This is a genomic window from Polynucleobacter hirudinilacicola (assembly GCF_002192535.1).
Taxonomy (GTDB): Bacteria; Pseudomonadota; Gammaproteobacteria; order Burkholderiales; family Burkholderiaceae; genus Polynucleobacter; species Polynucleobacter hirudinilacicola.
This window is the reverse complement of record NZ_NAIA01000001.1, coordinates 83,743-104,184: the sequence shown is the minus strand read 5'-3', so window position 1 is coordinate 104,184 and position 20,442 is coordinate 83,743. Positions and strand designations below refer to the sequence as shown.

Below are 20,442 nucleotides of genomic sequence, written 5' to 3'. Positions count from 1 at the left end.
ATAATGAATTATGCCCACCTTATCAGTCATACTCATCACCCGCAATGAAGAGGCCAATTTGGACGATTGTCTGACCTCCCTGGAAGGCATTGCCCAGCAGATCGTTGTGGTCGATACGGCCAGCTCTGACCGCACTCTAGAGATAGCCCAAAACTATGGGGCCACTATCGCCAGCCCACCCGGTTGGCCTGGTTTTGGCCCCCAAAAGAACCGCGCTTTAGACCTGGCTAGCGGCGAATGGGTGCTGTCCTTGGATGCCGATGAAAGACTGACCCCCGCATTGAGATCGGAGATCTTGAACGCTATCAACCATAGCGCTCACGTGGACTGTTTTGCCATTCCTCGTCTCTCTTGGTATTGCGGACGCTTTATTCGGCATTCTGGCTGGAGCCCCGATTACGTTGACCGACTATTTAAGCGCGGCACTGCCCGTTTCTCAGATGACTTAGTTCATGAACGTTTAATTCCGACCGGACAAGTTGCCAAGCTAGAGAATCCGATGCTGCACTACAGCTTCATGAACTATTCTCAAGTTTTACAAAAGATTGATCGTTATTCCACTGCATCCGCAGAGCAAGCTTTTGCTAAAGGAAAAACCAGCAACCCTTTAACGGCAGTGCTTCATGGTTTTTGGGCATTCTTTCGCACCTATGTGATTCGTGCAGGCTTCTTAGACGGCGCTCAAGGATTTGCTCTAGCAATCTCTAATGGCCAAGGCACCTACTACCGTTATATGAAGTTGTGGCACCTCAATCAGGATGCTAATAAATGATTTCGATTTTGTTGGCCACTTATAACTGGCCACAAGCACTGAAGCTCTGCCTGGAGTCTCTTGCGACACAAACAGATCACAACTTTGAAATCATCATTGCTGATGATGGCTCTACCGAGAGCACTAAACAAGTGATTGAGCAATTCAGGTCATCTACCTCCATCACCATAAATCATCTATGGCAAGAGGATCAAGGTTTTCGCAAAACTATCATTCTGAATCACGCAATTAAAGCTGCGCATGGCAACTATCTGGTATTTCTAGATGGCGATTGCATTGTGCAGCCGGATTTTGTAGCGCGCCATCGTGCGTTGGCGCAAAAAGGATATTTAGTGACCGGTAGCCGGGTGCTGCTCAATGAAAAACTCACTCAAGAACTGATTTCTTGGTCACATTGGGATTTTCAACGCTTTTGCTCTGGTCTTTTAGGTGAGCGCCTCAGTGGTGGCATCAATAAATATTGGCCCCTCAAGATCAAGCTTGGTAATGGCTCATGGCGAGATTACAAACAGTTTGTTTGGCGCCGTATTAAAGGCTGCAATATGGCCTGCTGGAAAGCAGATGCCGAGTCGATTAATGGCTTTGATGAAACGATGACGGGCTGGGGGCATGAGGATGCTGATTTTGTATTCCGCTTGCAACGTCACCATATCATTCGAAAATCGGGATCATGGGCAACAGAAGTATTGCACCTCTTTCATAAAATTCATGATCAAAGTAATGCTGCCGAGAACGCCCGACGTGTTCGCGAAAAGATTCTGGCGAAGGCAATGTAATGAATTCCTCAAATATGAACCCCTTCTCAGATCTGAGGCCTAAAAAGGTATTATTTATTGCCACTCGGCAAATTGGGGATGTACTGGTTACCACCCCGCTTATTAGTAAGGCCAGAGAGTTGTGGCCTGATGCTGAGTTTCACTTTCTGGGCTATCGCGGCAAACTCGATATGCTTTTCGGCAATCCGGACATCAGTGAGATCATTGAAACTTCAGATCGTCCTGGTGTTGGAGAATACCTCTCTCTTTTTAATCGATTATTTCAGCGCTACGACTTGGCATTCGTTACCCAGCCTAGCGATCGCGCTTATTTTTATGGACTGATTGCTGCCTTTAGAAGAGTTGGGGTCTTGGGTGGACATCCCCAAGGTAAAGACGTAGAAGATAAGTCCAAGAGAAGTAAAAGCGAGAAACAGAACGCTTGGAAGAAATTCATCTGCATGCATACGGTGGATGTGGATTACTTCAATCAACACGTTATCGCAGAAAAACTCCGCTTACTCGAAGTCTTCTTCAGAAACCCTCCTGAATTATTCAGCCAGCCGATTTCTGTAACGCCGCCTGCTGGTGAAGCATTGACACCCGTAATTACCAATACACTAGTACAACCCTACGCTGTGGTTCATCCTGGGCCACTCACTGCCTATAAGCGCTGGCCTTTAGCACACTGGCAATACCTCATTACCTGGCTTGCTAGTAAAGGGTTTCAGGTGGTATTAAGTGCGTCACCTGCCAAGCAGGATGTGCAACTCAATCACGATATCCTCTCACTCTTAAATGATGAGACTGCTGCAAAAGTTATTAATGCTGCAGGCAAGCTTTCTATTCCACAGGCTGGCACATTGCTACGGGGTGCAGCACTATATATTGGCGTTGATACCTCCATCACCCATTTAGCAGCGGCTTGTAATACGCCTACGATTGCTTTATTTGGGGCAACACCACCGACCAACTTTGGCCCATGGCCTAATGGCTTTATTGGCGAACAACCTTATCAGTTGCGCGCCCGCTCACAAACCGTTAGTAATGTCACAATCTTGCAAGGTCCAGGTGAATGCGTGCCTTGCCGCAAAGCAGGCTGTCTTGATCGCGCTGATAGTAATAGCGAATGCTTAGATCTATTAGAGCCTACTCAAGTCATTGCCGCAATTGAGAAAGTAATCAAACCAGCTTAGTGGTATTGAACCTGGACGGGGTCTTTTTGTTTAGACGCTAGTAGTTGATTGAGGCTATGCAAACAAGCGTCATCAGGATAAATACGTAACTCTTCTGGAAACTGCATCAAACAAGCTCCGCCACTAGTAGTCACAGCAGCAGTCAACATCAGGCCCTTCACCCCATCATTAGAGCCTGGCATTGGCGGTGGCGCTGCACCCATCTTTGGATCGCGTACGCGATTGGTCATTAAATACGGTCCGATTTGACTACGCAGCATCTTGAGATCGATCGCAGAATCAATACACACATGCACATTGCGAGCAAAGCGCATGCGAGCACCAGTGATATCCATTACCGCTTCAGCAACCACTCGTACACCACCTGAAAATTTATCTGGCGTGACATTCACCTTGGCAATCAGCATCTCATCTTCCTTGAGCCATGACCGATTCGGTTCGTACACTTCGCTATACAGCGTTACCTCAATCGCAGCACTGCCATCATCAATGGTTGCGATCATCATGCGACCACGCTGGCCAGTGAGCATGCGAGCTGAAGTAATGATGCCAGCGATTAACTGGTCCTTACCCTCCGTCACTTTGGCCAAAGGCTGCCGTATGAAATGCGCTGTCTCGTCACGATAGGCATCAAACATATGTCCTGTTAAGCAAAGCCCTAGGGAGGTCTTTTCTTCTTGGAGGCGCTTCTTCTCAGACCAAACAGGTTCGCGCACTAATTCTGGGAGATGGCGATCTTCTTCTCCAGCAGCCTCAAACAAACTCACCTGATGAATAGAGGCCTCCGCTTGTTCTGCAGCCTCAATGGCTCTAGCTAATGAAGCGAGCAAGGTAGACCGAATGTCATAGAGATTACCGCCCGCAGGAACTGAGTCACGATAGAGACCATCAAATGCACCGGCACGCATTAGCGCTTCAATGGCGCGGCGGTTAACTTGCCGACGATCAACCCGTGCGCAGAAATCAAACAAGTCCTTAAATGGCCCACCACTTTCACGGGCTTTGACAATCGCCTCAATCGCAGCCTCACCAGTACCTCTAACAGCGCCTAGACCATAACGAATATGGCTGATCGGTGAATCAGGTGCTGCATCAGGCGCACGCAATGGCGTGAAGTCGTATACGCCCGTATTGATATCAGGCGAGAAGACTCGAATTTGATTTGCCAAACAATCGTCATACAGAATCTTCACCTTATCGGTGTCATCCATAGCGAGCGATAAGTTGGCTGCCATAAATTCTGCTGGGTAATAAGCTTTGAGCCATGCAGTTTGATAAGCTAAGAGTGCATATGCAGCAGCATGGGATTTATTAAATCCATAACCCGCAAAACGCTCCATCAAGTCATAGATCTCGTTCGCCTTGCCTTCGCTAATGCCACCCGCTTTTGCGCCGTCACTAAAAATCTTGCGGTGCTGTGCCATCTCTTCAGGCTTTTTCTTACCCATCGCACGGCGCAACATATCAGCACCACCCAATGAGTAGCCACCAATCATTTGAGCCATCTGCATCACCTGCTCTTGGTAGACCATGATGCCGTAGGTCTCGCGTAGAACTGGCTCAATACGTGGATCTGGATACTCTACTTTTTGACGCCCATGCTTTCGCTCAATAAAGTCCGGAATGAGGTCCATTGGGCCTGGTCGATACAAAGCCACTAAAGCAATAATGTCCTCAAAGCGGTCAGGCTTGGCTTCCCGAAGCATGCCTTGCATGCCACGACTTTCTAGCTGGAACACAGCAACGGTATTGGCTTTCTTGAGAACATCAAAGGCCTTCTCATCATCAAGTGCAATATCGCTAATACTCCAATCTTTACGATCTACGTGAAGCGTTTTAATCCAACGTTCTGCTGCAGCCAGGATAGTGAGCGTGGTCAAACCTAAGAAGTCAAACTTCACCAAGCCAATTGCTTCTACGTCATCTTTATCAAACTGGCTAATTACAGAGCTACTGTCTTGATCTTTGGTCTCTTGTGTATAGAGTGGACAAAAATCAGTTAAGCGTCCTGGAGCAATCAACACGCCACCAGCATGCATACCGACGTTGCGAGTCATACCCTCTAATTGTTGTGCCAGTGAAAGCAACTGACGCACTTCATCTTCGTTTTTCTCGCGCTCGGCTAATTGCTTTTCTTCTTTCTTGGCCATTTCGATGGTCATGTACTGGCCTGGCTTGTTTGGAACAAGTTTGGCAATGCCATCCACGAAGTTATAACCCTGCTCCAATACACGCCCTACATCGCGAATGGCTGCTCGTGCTGCCATCGTGCCAAAGGTAGCAATCTGACTCACGGCATCTTTGCCGTATTTATCCTTAACGTACTGAATCACACGGTCACGACCGTGTTGGCAGAAGTCGATATCAAAGTCAGGCATCGATACCCGCTCTGGATTTAAGAAGCGTTCAAAGAGTAAGTTGTAGCGCAGTGGATCAAGGTCAGTAATGCCCAATGAGTAAGCCACTAAAGAACCTGCACCAGATCCACGACCGGGACCAACTGGTACGCCATTATTTTTAGCCCAGTTAATGAAGTCCGCCACGATCAGGAAGTAACCCGGAAATCCCATTTGAGAAATCGTCTTCACCTCAAACACTAAACGCTCGTGATAGCGCGACATTTCTTTGGCGCGCTCTTCGGCATCCGGGAAGTTTCGCTCCATATGGCGCTCAAGCCCAACCTCAGATTGAGCCATTAAATATTCATCAAGCGTAATACCTGGAGGTGTAGGGAAGTCTGGCAGGCGTGGCTGACCAAGCACAAGGGATAAGTTACAACGCTTAGCAATTTCCACGGAGTTTGCGATTGCAACTGGCAAATCTACAAAACGCTTTTCCATCTCTGCTTGCGTTAAGAAGTATTGCTCGTCATTAAATTTCTTAGCGCGCCTTGGATTACCTAATAACTCACCTTCAGCAATACACACCCGTGCCTCATGGGCTGTGAAATCGCTCTTTTGCATGAACTGCACTGGATGGGTCGCTACTATTGGTAGCTTCAGTTCACTGGCTAAGTGGCAGGCAAGCTGAAGCTGCTTCTCGTCCTGCTGATGACCACCACGTTGTATTTCAAGATAAAAAGAATTCGGGAATAACTTGTCATAACGTCTTGCAGCAATCTTGGCCTGATCATCTTGGCCTGCCAACAAAGCACTACCTACTTCACCCTGGCGCGCACCTGAAAGTGCAATCAATCCATGCGCAAGGGTTTTCTTAGCTTTCTTATCTTCTGCTTTTGCAGCGGGCTCACTAAACCAAGCGGAGTCAACTTCAGCACGACCACGGGATTGGTTATCTAAAGAAGCTCTGCTCAGTAACTCACACAAATTCAGATAGCCAGAATGGTTCTGCACTAAAAGCAATAAACGGTGAGGCTGATCTGGATCTTGGGGGTTACTCACCCAAACATCAGCACCCGCGATAGGCTTAATACCGCTAGATCGAGCTGCGGTATAAAAACGGACCAAACCAAATAAATTACTGAGGTCGGTCAGGGCTAAAGCGCCCATTTCATCTTTGACGGCCGCAGCGACTGCATCGTCAATACGAACGACTCCATCCGTAATCGAAAACTCGGAATGAAGGCGAAGATGAACAAAACGGGGTAAAGCCATGAGATGATTTTAGCTGTGTCTACTTTGAAAAACCCCTCATCCCCAGCCGACGGCTACCGCGGGCGTTTTGCCCCCTCACCCACCGGTCCGCTCCATGCCGGATCACTGGTTGCAGCCCTAGGAAGCTGGTTAGACGCCCGTAAAAATAGGGGTAAATGGCTGCTCAGAATAGAGGATTTAGACACCCCACGCTGCGTCCCTGGGGCAGACCAGAAAATTCAGGCGCAACTGCTTGCTTGCGGGCTTACTTGGGATGAAGAGCTCACCTACCAATCTCAGCGCCAAGACCATTACCAAGAGGCTTTAAAGCGCTTAAATGCGCTTAAATTACTTTACCCCTGCACCTGCTCTCGGCAGACTATTGCCAATACCCTAGCGGGTCTTGGCATTGAAACTCCCCGCAACCAAGAAATGGTCTACCCGGGAACTTGTAGGCAAATCCCACAGAACATTCATTCACCAGAATTGCTAAAGGCATCCAAAGTCGCCTGGCGACTTGCCCTTCCCGAAAATTGCCATATTGAGTTCGAGGATTTGGCGCTAGGTCATCAAGCCCAAAACCTGAATACAGAAGTGGGTGATTTTGTTCTGCGCAGAAACGATGGCATCTTCACGTATCAACTTGCAGTCGTAGTGGATGATGCCGTACAAGGAATTACCCATATTGTGCGTGGCGCTGATTTACTCAGTAATACTGCAAGGCAAATTCATTTGCAAAAGATATTGGGCTATGAAACCCCGCAATACCTTCACCTGCCTCTAGTACTCGATGAGTATGGCGAGAAATTGAGTAAGCAAACTTTAGCAACCCAAATCAATACTCAAGGTGAAAAACACTCCCTTGCAGAATTACGCAAAGCAGCACAGCATTTGGGGTTGAATCATTTGCCTGATGGTGAAAGCATCACCATTGCAGAGTGGCTCTTAGCGGCCACTCATGCTTGGCGCTGAATTACTTCTTTTTAAAGCCGCCTAACAAAGCGCCAACAGCTGGCTTGGCAGGCGTAATGCCCACTTTTTTCTCTTCTGGTTTAGCACCCTCAGCTGCTGGTGGTGCAGCGCTTGGCTCGTATGGCTTGTAGAAGAATGGGTCGGACATTTTTGCTGGGGCAGTATTGGATGAAGAGCCGCTAGATGAATAACTCGATGCTCTGCTTTGTGAAGGCATGCCCTCTGGCAAAGGTTTGATATCGAGCTTACGCTTCATCAATTTTTCGATATCGTCGAGCAAGCGCTTCTCGCTTGCATCTACTAAAGCAATCGCATCGCCTGTACTACCAGCACGGCCTGTGCGACCAATGCGGTGAATAAAATCTTCTGCGTTGTATGGCAATTCGTGATTAATCACGCAGGGCATATCCGGAATATCCAAGCCACGAGCTGCTACATCGGTTGCAACCAAGGCTTCAATCGCACCTGATTTAAATGCATCCAAAGTGAGAGTACGCTCACCCTGACTCTTGTCGCCATGAATCGCGCCGGCTTTGATGCCATCCCGTTCAAGTGCACGAGATAAACGAGCACAGCCCAAACGGCTATTAGTAAAGATGATGCATTGACGCGATAAACCTTTGCGTGTGCGCTCTTCCAATACTTTCACGATCGCGCGTTGCTTATCAGCTGAGGCCACCATGTGTACCACTTGCTTGACTGTATCTGCTGCAGCATTCTGACGTGCCACTTCAACAGTAACTGGGGTACGTAAATAGCTTTGCGCCAGTTTTTTAATTTCTGGGGAGAAGGTTGCTGAGAACAACAGAGTTTGTCTTTGCGCCGGGATCAAATTAATGATGCGCTGGAGATCAGGCAAGAAACCCATATCCAGCATACGGTCCGCTTCATCCAATACCAAAATCTCGACTTGGGATAGGTTGGCAACTTTTGAACCAATGTGATCCAGTAAGCGGCCTGGGGTCGCAATCAAGATCTCAACGCCATTACGTAAAATCCCAACCTGCTCTTTCATATCCACGCCGCCGTAGACAACAGCGGCGCGTAAATCAGTATGTTTGGAATAACTAGCTGCGTTCTCGGCAACTTGCACTGCCAACTCTCGTGTTGGCGTCAGTACCAAGGCACGAATTGGATGGCGTGCAGGTGAAGCGCTATTGCTAGCGTGACGCAAAATCTTTTGAATGATAGGCAAGACAAAGGCAGCAGTTTTACCAGTACCAGTTTGAGCGGCGCCCATCAAATCACTACCTGCTAACACATGCGGAATAGATTGCGCTTGAATCGGCGTAGGGATGGTGTAGCCCTGCTCGAGTACTGCCTTTTGAATCTTTGGATCTAAACCAAAATCTGCAAAGGTAATTGTTGCTGGAGGGGCAGCGGCGGCAGTGGTAGCAGCGCCGGAGTCACTAGGGGCGACTGTGTTGTCAGCCCCTGTAGTAGAAGTTATTTCAGTATCAGTATTTATCAAGGTAACTTACAGAATGGCTGCGATACCGGCCTTAGCGGTTTCAGCATCTTCAGCCGATTTAACGCCGGAAACGCCGACTGCGCCGATGGTAAACCCGTTTACCTCGATATTGACGCCACCTTCTAACATGCCTGATACGTGTGGGGCAGATAAGAAAGCATGACGTCCGTTATTAATAATTTCTTCGTAAACACGTGTCTCACGTTTGCCCATTGCAGCAGTACGTGCTTTTTCTTGAGCGATGTAAGAAGACAAAGGTGCGCAACCATCGCGACGAATTAAACCCAACATATGACCACCCTCATCACATACGGCAATCGTCACTGCCAAATTATTTTTAGCAGCGTGTTGATCAGCTGCATTCAAAATCTTTTGAACATCAGCTTGAGTTAAGAATGGTTTAGTGGCTAACATGTTTAATCTTTCTGTCTCGAATATGGTGTATTGAATTCATGCACTTCTATATAAGTACTTGAATTATAAGGGGTGTAGCTCGGTTAACCCTGAGGAATCCAGCTCCACCCACCCTAAATGCCCCTTATTTAAGGAACTCTTGCGCGGCAACTACTCCGCTTGCCTTCGGTTTGAAGCCCATAGAGCCCAAACTCATCTCGACGCCGCTCAATGCTGCCATGAGATTGAGCTCATTACAGTCACCCAAATGGCCAATACGGAATGCCTTACCTTTGATCTTGCCAAGGCCAGTACCCAAAGAGAGATTGAACTTCTCTAAAGCATGTTTACGCAGTACATCTGCATCCATACCCTCTGGTGTAGCAATACAAGTGAGCACAGGTGAATAGCAATCAGTGTCCTGACACTGGATCTCTAAGCCCCAAGCTTTCACTGCTTCACGACAGGCTGCAGCTAAACGCTGGTGACGCGCAAAAATTGTATCGAGACCTTCGGCCAACATCATATCCATGGCTTCATGCAATCCATACATAAGATTGGTGCTGGGTGTTGTAGGCCAGTAACCATTTTTATTAGATTCGAGAATTTCATCCCAAGCCCAATACGCTTTATGCATTTTGTTAGCCTTGCTCACTTCAATTGCTCTTGGTGACAAAGCGTTAAAGCCAATACCAGGAGGCAACATCAAACCTTTTTGTGAACCAGAGATGGTGACATCAGCACCCCACTTGTCGTGCTCATAGTCCGCAGAACCCAAGCCAGATACACTATCCACCAAGAGTAGCGCTGGATGCTTGAGTGAATCAATGGCTTTGCGAACATTAGCAATGTTTGATGTAACGCCAGTAGAAGTTTCGTTATGCACGACACACACTGCTTTGATCTCATGACCAGTGTCTTTGCGTAAACGCTCTTCAATCACGGAAGCATCGACACCCCAACGCCAAGAATCTTGTCCAGCTTTACCAACTACTTCAACATCAAGACCAAGACGCTTACCAAGAGCACGCCACAAGTTTGCAAACTGGCCTGTCTCATAAAAAAGCACCTTATCACCAGGACTCAGTACGTTAACCAACGCACCTTCCCATGCACCAGTGCCAGATGCAGAATAAATAATGACTGGTTGGCTGGTCTTAAAAATCTTTTTTATACCGTCAAGAACCTTCAATCCAAACTGACCAAACTCAGGGCCGCGATGGTCAATCGTTTGATAGCTAATCGCGCGTAATACGCGTGGAGGAACTGGACTTGGGCCTGGAATATGTAAGAAATGGCGTCCAGATGCGTGGTTATCGAGTTTGAGCATGTTTTGTCTCGCTGGTTTTAGGTTGAATAATCTCCCTAGTGTAAGACAATTTTTGCCAATTTTCTATTTTGTATACAAAATATTTATAGAAAACCTTAAAATAAAGCCTTTAATTAGCCTTAAAAGCCTATATTTATGCTTTATGATGACTTATTGATATTTTTGTATACAAATTTAGGGTCTAGGAAATTAATGCCATGAAGGTAATTGAACAACCTCATTCGCAGAACTTGCATGAAGCGATCTTCCAAAAGCTCAGACTGCTGCTGGTGGAAGGCAAGATTATTCCTGGCAGCAAGCTCAATGAGCGGGAACTCGCCGAAAGCTTGAATGTTTCTCGTACTCCGATTCGGGAAGCGATTCGTCGCTTAGCGGCAGATGGCCTAGTCGAGCTGATTGCGAACCGTGGTGCAATTGCAGTGCAACTCAGACTTGAAGATGTGATTAATACCTTTAATGTAATTGCAGACCTGGAAGGCTTTTCGGGTGAGTTAGCTGCTAATAATATTAGTGATACCGCCCTCTCAGAATTAGAAGCCCTCCAATATGAAATGATGGCTTCATACGCGCGGCGCGATTTATCCACTTATTACAAACTCAATCTACGTATTCATCATCTGATTAATCAAGCAGCTAATAATCCAGTCCTCACTCAACTCTTCTCCCAAGTAAACGCCCGCATTGAAGCATTGCGCTTTCGATCCAACCAAGACGGCGTCAAATGGGAGAAGGCAGTTGAAGAGCATCAAGAGATGCTCGATGCCCTCAAAGCCAGAGACAGCGCCCGTATGCGCAAGATCATGATCCAGCATGTGCACAATAAACGGGATGTTGTGGTTCAACTGCTTAAAGCGGAAGCTACAACTACAGCAGAGGCAGTCAAATGAACAAACCCCTTGACCTTAAAGAGCTGATGGTAGACCAGGCGCAATTAGCGAAACGCTTACGCCAAGAAACTTCTGGCGATGTCATGACCGATAGTGCTAGTCGTGGTCGTTATGCTACTGATGCTTCTATTTATCAAGCCATGCCAGTCGCGGTATTTATTCCGAAGACTGCGCAAGATATTGCGAGTGCTATTCAGATTGCAGCAGAACTGGGTGTGCCCGTTCTTCCCCGTGGCGGTGGCACTAGTCAGTGTGGCCAAACTACTGGTGCAGCCTTGGTGATTGATAACACTAAATACTTCAGAAATGTTCTCGATCTCAATCTAGATAAAGGCTATGTCGAAGTTGAGCCGGGCATAGTGCTCGATCATCTCAATGGCTCTCTCAAACAATATGGCCTTTGGTATCCAGTAGACGTTTCCACTGCTGGGCAAGCAACGATTGGCGGTATGGCGGGAAATAACTCCTGCGGTAGCCGCTCGATTGCTTACGGCAATATGGTGCATAACGTATTGGGTATTAATGCTTGGATTGCCAATGGCCAAGTCGGTGAATTTGCTAATTATGAAAATAGCTCTGGGGTTGCTAAAGAGCTTGGTGACTTTGTTAAGGGCTTGGCTAATTCGCTGCAGCCTGAGATTGAGGCACGCTTTCCGAAAGTGTTGAGGCGTGTTGCAGGTTACAACCTCGATATCTTCCATCCCCAAAGTGAGTTGCCTTACACCCAAGATGGTAGCGTTAACTTAGCGCATCTATTAGTCGGTAGCGAAGGTACGCTCGCCTACTTCAAATCGCTCAAACTCAAATTAGCCCCACTGCCACAACATAAAGTGTTGGGTATTGTGAACTTCGCCAGCTTTTATAAGGCAATGGATAGCGCTCAGCATATTGTTAAGCTTGGCCCTACCGCGGTTGAGCTAGTTGATCGCACCATGATTGATCTAGCCCGTAGCAATCCGAGTTTCAAGAAAACCATTGAGACTGCACTGATTGATCACACGGCACAAACTCCAGAAGCAATTTTGTTGGTGGAGTTTTCTGGGGAAGCACATGCGCCGCTGCTAGAAAAGCTCAAAGCATTGCAAGAACTGATGGGTGACTTAGGTTTACCAGATTCAGTAGTGGCGATGCCAGATGCTTCCCTGCAAAAGAATTTATGGGAAGTACGCAAAGCAGGTCTGAATATCATGATGAGCCTTAAAGGTGATGGCAAGCCAGTGAGCTTTATTGAAGACTGCGCCGTACCACTGGAGAGTTTGGCTGACTACACCCAAGCCTTAACGGATGTTTTTGCTAAATATGGGTCACGGGGTACTTGGTATGCTCATGCTTCTGTAGGAACTTTGCATGTGCGCCCTATTTTGGATATGCGCAGAGACGGCGCCCAGAAGATGCGTGCTGTAGCAGAAGAGGCGTCAGAATTAGTCCGTAAGTACAAAGGTGCGTATAGCGGTGAGCATGGCGATGGTCTGTGTCGCGGCGAGTGGATCTCTTGGCAATTTGGCCCCACGATTACTGAAGCACTCTCTGAGATCAAACACGCATTTGATCCTAAGGGATTATTTAATCCGGGCAAGATTGTGAATCCACCGAAGATGGATGACTCCATCAACTTTAGATTTCCGCCGAACTATAAAGTCATTCCGTTGCAACCTGCATTAGATTGGTCCGCCTGGAACGTACAGAACGATCCTGTTACGGAGGAGACTACTATGCCTGGTACCGGAGGTGATCCAGCGATGGGCTTAGCTAAGGCTGTGGAGATGTGCAATAACAATGGTCACTGCCGCAAGTTTGATGCTGAAGTAATGTGTCCTAGCTATCGCGTTACTCGGGATGAGAAGCATCTCACCAGAGGCAGAGCCAATACTTTACGCCTAGCTCTCTCTAATCAACTGGATCTTCAGAGCGGGACAACAACACAAACTTCCCCACTAGCCAGCGATGCTATTAAAGAAGTGATGGAGCTTTGCGTTAGCTGTAAAGCCTGTCGTCGTGAGTGCCCTACTGGCGTAGATATGGCCAAGATGAAGATTGAGTTCTTATCGGCCTACAAGAAACGGGTTGGTCACTCTTTGCGAGATCTTGCAGTAGCTTACCTACCGAAATACGCTCCTATGATTAGCAATATTCCGTTATTGCCAGCACTCTTGAACCTGCGTAATCGCATTGCACCGATTGCCAAGCTGCAAGAGTGGCTCATGGGCATCTCAGCACAAAGAAGTTTACCAATCTGGAAGAGTAAAACTTTCTGGAACCAAAAAGTAGCACAAAAGCATCAGTTCACCCCAGAAGAGTTGACGCAAGATAGCAATAGCAAAGGCGTAGTCTTATTAGCGGATACTTTCAATGCCTATTTTGAAGATGAAAATCTCATCGCTGCATTAAAAGTTCTCAAAGCAGCAGGTTACCGGGTGCATATTCCGAATAAGAGTGGCAGCAAAGCACAAGCAACAGGCAATACTTGCTCTAAAGAGTTTTGTTGTGGCAGAACCTATCTTGCTGCAGGCATGGTAGATAAAGCCAAAGAAACTCTCGGTGAATTGGTCGATCATCTTGCGCCTTATGCGCAAAAGAATATTCCAATTATTGGTTTAGAGCCTTCATGCCTCTTCACCCTTAAGGATGAGGCCTTAGTAATGGGCTTTGGTGATAAGGCTATCAGCGTTTCTAAACAAGCCCAACTTCTAGAAGAGTTTTTAGCCGCTGAAGCTAAAGCAGGAACTCTCAAACTCATTCTCAAAGAAGCTAGCAAGCCAGTACTCTTTCATGGTCATTGTCATCAGAAGTCTTTTGCTGCCGTTACGCCTGCCATGGAATTACTCAAACTCATTCCTAAGGCAGAGCCTAAATTAATTGAATCTTCTTGCTGCGGTATGGCCGGTAGTTTTGGCTATGAAGCTGAGCACATCGAAGTATCTAAGCAAATGGCAGAAGCCAGCCTCTTGCCAAGCATTCGTAAATCACCCGATAGCTGGGTGGTAGCCGATGGTACGAGCTGTCGTCATCAAATTGCGGATGGTACACAAAGAGAAGCAGTGCATATCGCCAGAATTCTAGCAGCGCACCTATAAAGACAATTAAAAGATTTTTAACTGATCAACGTATTACGCCATAACCCACCATCAATAAGGTTCCAGCCAGCAAGGCCGGGACTAATCGCTTGGTGGGCTTAGATACCATGACGCCAATCGCCAAACCGCAAATCAGAATGCGTATCCATAAAGGCACCGTTGACATCAAGCCTAGGGGCATCACGATCAAACGAATGGTTAAGGCAGCTACCATTGCATACGTGACTGCAGCCAACCAACGAAAGATCTCGCTTTCCTGATTGATGCTATTAGAAAGTAGTACACCAATGGCACGACAGAAGTAAGTGCCGAGGCTAGCGCCAATCAAGGCAATCCATAAACCCCAACCAGAGAGTGCATTTGCCATAGTGTTCATCATCCGATGACTCCAGGCTTCTTACGCAAGAACTTGCGATCAATCAAGTAAGCCAGTGTTCCCGCTACAAGACCTGATGTGAGCAAGCTAGTATCGCGATCAACGATAAAAAAGATTGGGCCAAAGATGCAACCCAACATCAATGCAATACGATTAATCCAAGGCTTGACTTCAGTAAAGGTTAATAAGAAGAAGAGAGGATTAATAAAAACGAGACCTAAGGTTACGGCTGGTGGCACCATACCTGCCAAGTAAAAGCCTAAGATCGTTCCCGGAATAGAAATCAACCAACAGAGTAAACCTAAGCCTACAAAGTAAGCCAGACGGTGCTTAGTCTCAATCGCATGAAATTCCCTCATCGAGATTGCCCAAGCAGTCATCGCTAATAAATGGACTGAAGCGTACAAACTACGATTGCGATCTTTTTGATGAAACTGCGGAAAGAGTGTCACCGTCATGGTGATGAAGCGAGTAGAAGTTAAGGTAACCGCTAAAGCAATCGCGACAACCGATGAACCCGTAATAGCCATCTCTAGTAAGACTACCTGCCCTGGTAAAGCAAACATCAAAAATGAAGTAAAGGTGGTGAACCAAACATCAAAACCGTTGGTCTTACCCATCGCACCAAAGCCCACCATACCAGCAAAGAGCACCATCGCTGGAGCGCCAGCCGCATCTCGGATGCCGGTCCAGAATGCATCGTTTGGACTTGTAAAGCGCTCAGCCGCTGAACCCTCTAGCGCAATCTCGCTAGGATCAATATAGGGTTGCTCGGACGATGACATGACTGAATTGTAAGCCCTTAGGAAGCCCTGATGGCCCACTCTATATGTTCAGCCACTAGAGAATCGGCGGAGCTTAATGCCTCGCTTAACGCCTTATGAATAAGAATCTTATCAGCCGCATCTGTTTTGGGACTAGACAGCGCATTACCCATAGCTACCGCCAGATTGCGCCGCCAACGACTATAGCCAATTCTCCGAATAGCACTACCTTCATGGCGCTGCTCAAACTCTGCCTCAGTCCATGACCATAGATGCAAGAGGCTGGCCTGACCTAAACCATGACGTTGAGCAAAGTCTGGCAACTGTGAACGCTTAGCAAATTTATTCCACGGGCATATCAATTGGCAATCATCACAACCATAAACGCGATTACCCATTGCACTTCGAAACTCAACCGGGATTGCCTCTGGATTTTCAATAGTGAGGTAAGAGATGCAACGACGGGCATCTAATTGATAAGGGGCAGTAATGGCTTGGGTTGGACAGATATCAATACAGGATTGACAGGTACCGCAATGCTCTTCCTGCTCCTGATCAATTAGTAATGGCACATCGACTAAGATCTCGCCTAAGAAAAAAGTAGAACCAGACTCTCGGTTGAGCAAGAGTGTATGTTTGCCACGCCAACCTAAGCCTGCTTTACGAGCAAGCTCTACTTCCATTAACGGTGCTGAATCTGTAAATACACGATAACCAAACGTACCAATCTTTTCTTCTATGGCTTTAGCAAAGTCTTGTAAACGATTGCGCAGTACTTTGTGATAGTCGCGCCCTCGGGCATACATCGAGACCACTGCTTGAGAAGGATTATCCAATTGCTGCCACTCAGAATCAAAATCACTTTCAGGTGGAAGATAGTTCATCGAAACGCAAATGACGCGTACTGTGCCTGGAACTAGTAACTGAGGATTGGAGCGCAAGTCTGCATGGCGCTGCATGTATTCCATATTGCCATGACGCCCTTCTGCCAGCCATTCTTGTAAACGCTGAGAAGCAGGACCTAAGTGGGTATCGGTAATACGTAAGCCGTCAAAACCCAAGCTCTCAGCCCGCTCCCCCAGCCAAGCGCGAAGTTTGGGCTGATCTAGAGACTTAGAGTTTGTAGATAAAGACATAGGCAATACAGAATGTAGCGCAATAATTGAATAAACTAGGGCAATGACCGGAAATCAGACGCCTCAGGCATCTCCCAAAGCATCGCTTAAGCAATATTGTAGGCAGGAAGCAGAAACTGCCTCCCTAGCCCAGCATCTTGCTGCCTCGATACAGAAATGGCTTGGACAATCGCCATCAGCTCACCTCAATATCTCTTTAGAGGGTGACCTAGGAGCAGGCAAAACGACTTTTGCCAGACATTTGATTCAGGGCTTAGGCTATGCAGGAAAAGTAAAGAGTCCTACCTACACCTTGTGTGAGCCCTACGAACTCCAAAGCCATCAACAAACTTTTACTGCGCATCACTTTGATCTCTACAGAATGCGCGATCCACTGGAATGGCAAGAAGCAGGATTTGCAGAATATTTTGATGTGCCGGGGTTTTGTCTAATAGAGTGGCCTGGAAAAGCAGAGGGCACTCTACCCGCATTTGATATTCAGATTCAGTTGACAGTCGGCGAAGATGAAAATGAACGCACTATTCATATCAGCGCATTATCTGAGCAAGGCAAAAAAGTAGTTGATAGTATTCAAGTGGCACCCAACTAAATATATGAGTAGTAAAAAAATCAACCTCTCTAGACGCCAGCATCTCCAGACTTCAGCCAAGTTCTTGAGTTTTGCCCTCCTCCTTACTGAGCTTGATATTGCTTGGGGCGCCAAGATATTGGGCGTTCGCATTTGGCCCTCAGAGGACTACACCCGCATTACTTTAGAGTCTGACACCCCACTACCGATTACACAGCAGATCCTCACCAATCCAGATCGATTAGTGGTTGATGTGCAGGGCTTAGAACTGAACCCAACACTGAGGGACTTAGTTGCTAAAGTCAAACCCAATGATCCTTATGTATCACAGATTCGGGTGGGGCAATTTCAACCGGGGATTGTGCGTTTGGTATTTGACTTAAAAGAACCAATCAAGCCACAACTCTTCACACTCGATCCTGTTGCTGAATACAACTACCGCATGGTGTTTGATCTTTACCCTACAACACCACTAGATCCACTCATGGCTTTAGTAAGAAGCAGTGCTAAAAAAGAAATTGCACTTGAAAAAGCCAATGAAGAGATTGATCTGATTGCGCAGTTTGCAACTAAGAAAGATAAAGAAGCAGCAAAAGCACCGGCAAATCCAGTAGCCCAAGCTATTCCGGAAACAAAAGAGGTTCCACCTCCCGCCAAATACAAACGATTAATCACGATTGCGATTGATCCCGGACATGGCGGTGAAGATCCAGGCGCCATTGGTGCAGCAGGATCTAGAGAAAAGAATGTAGTGCTCTCAATTGCAAGAAGGCTCAAGGAAAAGATTGAAGGCGAGGCTTATATGCGCCCCTACTTGACCAGAGACGGTGATTACTTTGTACCACTGCATGTCAGGGTTCAAAAAGCCAGACGTGTTGAAGCGGATTTATTTGTATCGATTCATGCAGATGCCTTTATTGAGCCTAGAGCCAAAGGTGCATCTGTATTTGCGCTCTCCCAAATGGGTGCGAGTAGCTCAATGGCCCGTTGGATGGCGAATAAAGAAAATGCTTCAGATCTGATTGGTGGCATCAATATTAAGACCCAAGATCGTCAGGTGGCGAACCTACTTCTCGATATGTCGACAACCGCTCAAATCAAAGACTCTATGCAAGTAGGTCAATCTATTCTGAAACAAATTGGAGGTTTTGCTCCGCTGCATAAGCCAAAGGTAGAGCAAGCCAGCTTTGCTGTTTTAAAAGCTCCCGACATCCCTTCTATCTTGGTAGAAACTGCTTTTATCAGCAACCCACAAGAAGAAGCTAGATTAAATGATGAGGGCTATCAGGATCGTATCGCAGAGGCCATTTTGCGAGGAATTAAGGAGTATTTTTCTAAAAACCCACCAGTAGCCAGACGGGTTAACTCATAACGTACTTGTAAGTACAAGGGCTGACGGGCAGACGGACTAGACCCCAGGAGCGGCTACAAACTTCTTGCTATAATTTCTGTTTTACCGGGTCGGTAGCTCAGTCGGTAGAGCAGCGGACTTTTAATCCGTTGGTCGCGAGTTCGAATCTCGCCCGACCCACCAGTACCATAAGGGGCGAGACTAGAAACTCGCTCCTTTCTTTTTTTGTAGAGGCAACTGGGTAACACTGGGGTAACGCTGGATCTCACCACTTGGCCCTAATAGTGCAGTTTCCAATATCTCCCGTCGCCCTCATGCATTGCTGAAAAGGTGATGCAAAGTAGTAGAAGACTGCCGCTAGCGCAAAAATAACCCCGATCATAATCAGCTTTTTCTTTAAGTCTTGATCCACTTCTACCCCTCTTTCTTAGCCTAAGTATTTTGTAACTCATTCGATAAGGCAGTTGGGTCTGCTTGATAGTGCTAGCTAAGTGCCTAATTAAGCTATATAAAACAAAGCTAACTCATCGCAATCGATTGATTCTTTTTTTTATTTGTAGACTATATTCCGTGGACTGTCAATCCGCATAAACGGATATTGATGGGGTGAAAGATGTATACGCCCCCTCCAAAAAACTACTAGCCAAGAACGTCAAGTCTGGCAGGAAAGATCTTGGGTTATCTCAAGAGGCGTTTGCAGACGCTTGCGAAATAGATAGGACGTATGCCAGTCAGATAGAAAGAGGTGTGGCTAACCCATCCCTAGAAGTTCTTTGCAGGATCGCCGACACATTAGAGCTATCGTTAACAGATCTACTGAGTCGGTAACCCTAGCAAGACTTCATATGAATCCTACAGAGCATAGGCTTTGAAAGAATCAGACCCCTATGCCAACCATGCGAGCAAGGTCTAGGGGGTCATTTGAAACCACCTGAATCAACTCTCCCTGCACTTGCTCATTATTTAAGTACTCTGAATTAGCAGCAAGGGAATCCACAATCTGAGCGGCTATCGTCCTGCGAAATTCGTATGAGTACCTCACCATTGGACGTGGTCTCGTGAACCCATACCTGACTCCTACGCTCTCATAAAAGCTTTCTTGCATTGCCCGCCACTTGGTTCTATTTCCAGCCAGCTTGGAGCCTTGAAGCCTACCTCCAACCAAGGGCACCAAAATAGTATGACTATGGGGATTAGGCTCATCCCTATGAATCACTACGCTAAGCACAGGGACCCCAAAATAGCTTCTGCACCACTCAGTACAATCATCAAAGAATGTGAGCTCATCAATTTCGTGATCACTTGGCAGGCTAATAACGACCTCGATCCCCCTTACTGCATCCCTCCTGATCTTTGTAGGGAGATTAGCGGCATCAAGTAATTTATCGTAATCCTCTACCACTCTAGAGGAGGTTTGAGACCCCGTGAGAATTTGGTTAAGCTGAGTCCTAGTTGAATCTATCCTGTCTCCCGACCTGTATTCAGCTTTTATTTCCCTAAGGTTATGCATGGCCGCCCGCTTAATAATGTTATGACTCGTCAGCTTTTTAATTCGAAGTACTTGATCTATTCTGCGGTTGGATCTTGTAGGCTGCTCACTCATTTTCACCCCCAGCATTGCAAGTGTTTTGAGTAACGAATATGTGAAGATCACTCATGCGGTATCTAACCTTCCGCCCTATTCGAACAAAGGGAAGCGGATACCTATTGGTTGCCCTCCACACATCAAGGGTATGTGGCGAGACACATAAAATCTGCGCTGCCTGCTTTGTATCCACAAGAACTATATCGTTATCACTCAATC

At 46.9% G+C, this 20,442-nt stretch carries 18 protein-coding genes and 1 tRNA gene; 10 read left to right on the top strand and 9 right to left on the bottom strand.

From position 1 onward, the window contains the following. The first annotated feature begins 10 nt into the window (after positions 1 to 10). From B6A14_RS00515 to B6A14_RS00505, 3 genes are read left to right on the top strand one after another with little or no spacing between them, the layout of a single operon-like run. Positions 11 to 772 carry a glycosyltransferase family 2 protein gene (locus B6A14_RS00515; protein ID WP_087908533.1) on the top strand — a complete coding sequence of 254 codons (762 nt, stop codon included), beginning with the start codon at positions 11 to 13 and terminating at the stop codon, positions 770 to 772. After that, positions 769 to 1,548, top strand: coding sequence for a glycosyltransferase family 2 protein (locus tag B6A14_RS00510; RefSeq protein WP_087908532.1), 780 nt, complete (start codon positions 769 to 771; stop codon positions 1,546 to 1,548). Before B6A14_RS00515 ends, B6A14_RS00510 begins: the two co-directional genes overlap by 4 nt. After that, complete coding sequence (locus B6A14_RS00505; RefSeq protein WP_236635583.1) at positions 1,548 to 2,723, top strand: glycosyltransferase family 9 protein; 1,176 nt, start codon at positions 1,548 to 1,550, stop codon at positions 2,721 to 2,723. The genes B6A14_RS00510 and B6A14_RS00505 overlap by 1 nt, the downstream gene beginning before the upstream one ends. Here B6A14_RS00505 and dnaE read toward each other — a convergent pair. Then, positions 2,720 to 6,337 carry a DNA polymerase III subunit alpha gene (dnaE, locus tag B6A14_RS00500; RefSeq protein ID WP_087908531.1) on the bottom strand — a complete coding sequence of 1,206 codons (3,618 nt, stop codon included), beginning with the start codon at positions 6,335 to 6,337 and terminating at the stop codon, positions 2,720 to 2,722. The two genes, B6A14_RS00505 and dnaE, sit on opposite strands and share 4 nt — an antisense overlap. Positions 6,338 to 6,340: 3 nt before the next feature. On the opposite strand from dnaE, the gene gluQRS reads away from it, so the two are divergent. Then, a complete protein-coding gene (gluQRS, locus tag B6A14_RS00495) occupies positions 6,341 to 7,288 on the top strand; it encodes a tRNA glutamyl-Q(34) synthetase GluQRS (protein WP_087908530.1) in 948 nt (315 codons plus the stop codon). Between the two features lies 1 nt (position 7,289). On the opposite strand, the gene B6A14_RS00490 is transcribed toward gluQRS, so the two are convergent. From B6A14_RS00490 to B6A14_RS00480, 3 genes are all read right to left on the bottom strand, one after another. Further along, positions 7,290 to 8,759 carry a DEAD/DEAH box helicase gene (locus B6A14_RS00490; protein WP_087908529.1) on the bottom strand — a complete coding sequence of 490 codons (1,470 nt, stop codon included), beginning with the start codon at positions 8,757 to 8,759 and terminating at the stop codon, positions 7,290 to 7,292. 6 nt (positions 8,760 to 8,765) lie between these two features. Beyond that, a complete protein-coding gene (locus B6A14_RS00485; RefSeq protein ID WP_087908528.1) occupies positions 8,766 to 9,173 on the bottom strand; it encodes a GlcG/HbpS family heme-binding protein in 408 nt (135 codons plus the stop codon). Positions 9,174 to 9,297: 124 nt separating this feature from the next. Beyond that, positions 9,298 to 10,482 (bottom strand): pyridoxal-phosphate-dependent aminotransferase family protein, encoded by a 1,185-nt coding sequence (locus B6A14_RS00480; protein ID WP_087908527.1) that lies wholly within the window; start codon positions 10,480 to 10,482, stop codon positions 9,298 to 9,300. Positions 10,483 to 10,679: 197 nt separating this feature from the next. On the opposite strand from B6A14_RS00480, the gene B6A14_RS00475 reads away from it, so the two are divergent. Beyond that, complete coding sequence (locus tag B6A14_RS00475) at positions 10,680 to 11,369, top strand: GntR family transcriptional regulator (RefSeq protein ID WP_087908526.1); 690 nt, start codon at positions 10,680 to 10,682, stop codon at positions 11,367 to 11,369. Continuing rightward, positions 11,366 to 14,443, top strand: a complete 3,078-nt coding sequence (locus B6A14_RS00470) for an FAD-binding and (Fe-S)-binding domain-containing protein (RefSeq protein ID WP_087908525.1) — start codon at positions 11,366 to 11,368, stop codon at positions 14,441 to 14,443. The genes B6A14_RS00475 and B6A14_RS00470 overlap by 4 nt, the downstream gene beginning before the upstream one ends. A gap of 25 nt (positions 14,444 to 14,468) precedes the next feature. Here B6A14_RS00470 and B6A14_RS00465 read toward each other — a convergent pair whose 3' ends face one another. From B6A14_RS00465 to queG, 3 genes are read right to left on the bottom strand one after another with little or no spacing between them, the layout of a single operon-like run. Further along, on the bottom strand, positions 14,469 to 14,822 hold the full coding sequence (locus B6A14_RS00465) for an AzlD domain-containing protein (protein WP_236635581.1): 354 nt from the start codon (positions 14,820 to 14,822) through the stop codon (positions 14,469 to 14,471). Next, positions 14,819 to 15,604 (bottom strand): AzlC family ABC transporter permease, encoded by a 786-nt coding sequence (locus B6A14_RS00460; protein WP_087908524.1) that lies wholly within the window; start codon positions 15,602 to 15,604, stop codon positions 14,819 to 14,821. The genes B6A14_RS00465 and B6A14_RS00460 overlap by 4 nt, the downstream gene beginning before the upstream one ends. A 17-nt stretch (positions 15,605 to 15,621) precedes the next feature. Then, positions 15,622 to 16,719 (bottom strand): tRNA epoxyqueuosine(34) reductase QueG, encoded by a 1,098-nt coding sequence (queG, locus tag B6A14_RS00455; RefSeq protein WP_087908523.1) that lies wholly within the window; start codon positions 16,717 to 16,719, stop codon positions 15,622 to 15,624. A gap of 43 nt (positions 16,720 to 16,762) precedes the next feature. On the opposite strand from queG, the gene tsaE reads away from it, so the two are divergent. The 4 genes from tsaE to B6A14_RS10555 all read left to right on the top strand — a co-directional run bounded on the left by tsaE (position 16,763) and on the right by B6A14_RS10555 (position 19,466). After that, positions 16,763 to 17,308, top strand: coding sequence for a tRNA (adenosine(37)-N6)-threonylcarbamoyltransferase complex ATPase subunit type 1 TsaE (gene tsaE, locus B6A14_RS00450; protein WP_087908522.1), 546 nt, complete (start codon positions 16,763 to 16,765; stop codon positions 17,306 to 17,308). Between the two features lie 4 nt (positions 17,309 to 17,312). Next, the gene (locus B6A14_RS00445) at positions 17,313 to 18,659 is read left to right on the top strand and encodes an N-acetylmuramoyl-L-alanine amidase (RefSeq protein ID WP_087908521.1); all 1,347 of its coding nucleotides are present in this window, start codon (positions 17,313 to 17,315) and stop codon (positions 18,657 to 18,659) included. A gap of 86 nt (positions 18,660 to 18,745) precedes the next feature. After that, positions 18,746 to 18,821, top strand: a tRNA-Lys gene (locus tag B6A14_RS00440). Positions 18,822 to 19,244: 423 nt separating this feature from the next. Further along, positions 19,245 to 19,466, top strand: a complete 222-nt coding sequence (locus tag B6A14_RS10555) for a helix-turn-helix domain-containing protein (protein ID WP_201721439.1) — start codon at positions 19,245 to 19,247, stop codon at positions 19,464 to 19,466. Between the two features lie 49 nt (positions 19,467 to 19,515). Here B6A14_RS10555 and B6A14_RS00430 read toward each other — a convergent pair whose 3' ends face one another. Together B6A14_RS00430 and B6A14_RS00425 are read right to left on the bottom strand one after the other, a co-directional pair. Beyond that, on the bottom strand, positions 19,516 to 20,241 hold the full coding sequence (locus B6A14_RS00430; RefSeq protein WP_161491098.1) for a plasmid recombination protein: 726 nt from the start codon (positions 20,239 to 20,241) through the stop codon (positions 19,516 to 19,518). Beyond that, on the bottom strand, positions 20,234 to 20,416 hold the full coding sequence (locus tag B6A14_RS00425) for a helix-turn-helix domain-containing protein (RefSeq protein WP_269088037.1): 183 nt from the start codon (positions 20,414 to 20,416) through the stop codon (positions 20,234 to 20,236). Before B6A14_RS00425 ends, B6A14_RS00430 begins: the two co-directional genes overlap by 8 nt. Positions 20,417 to 20,442 lie beyond the last annotated feature (26 nt).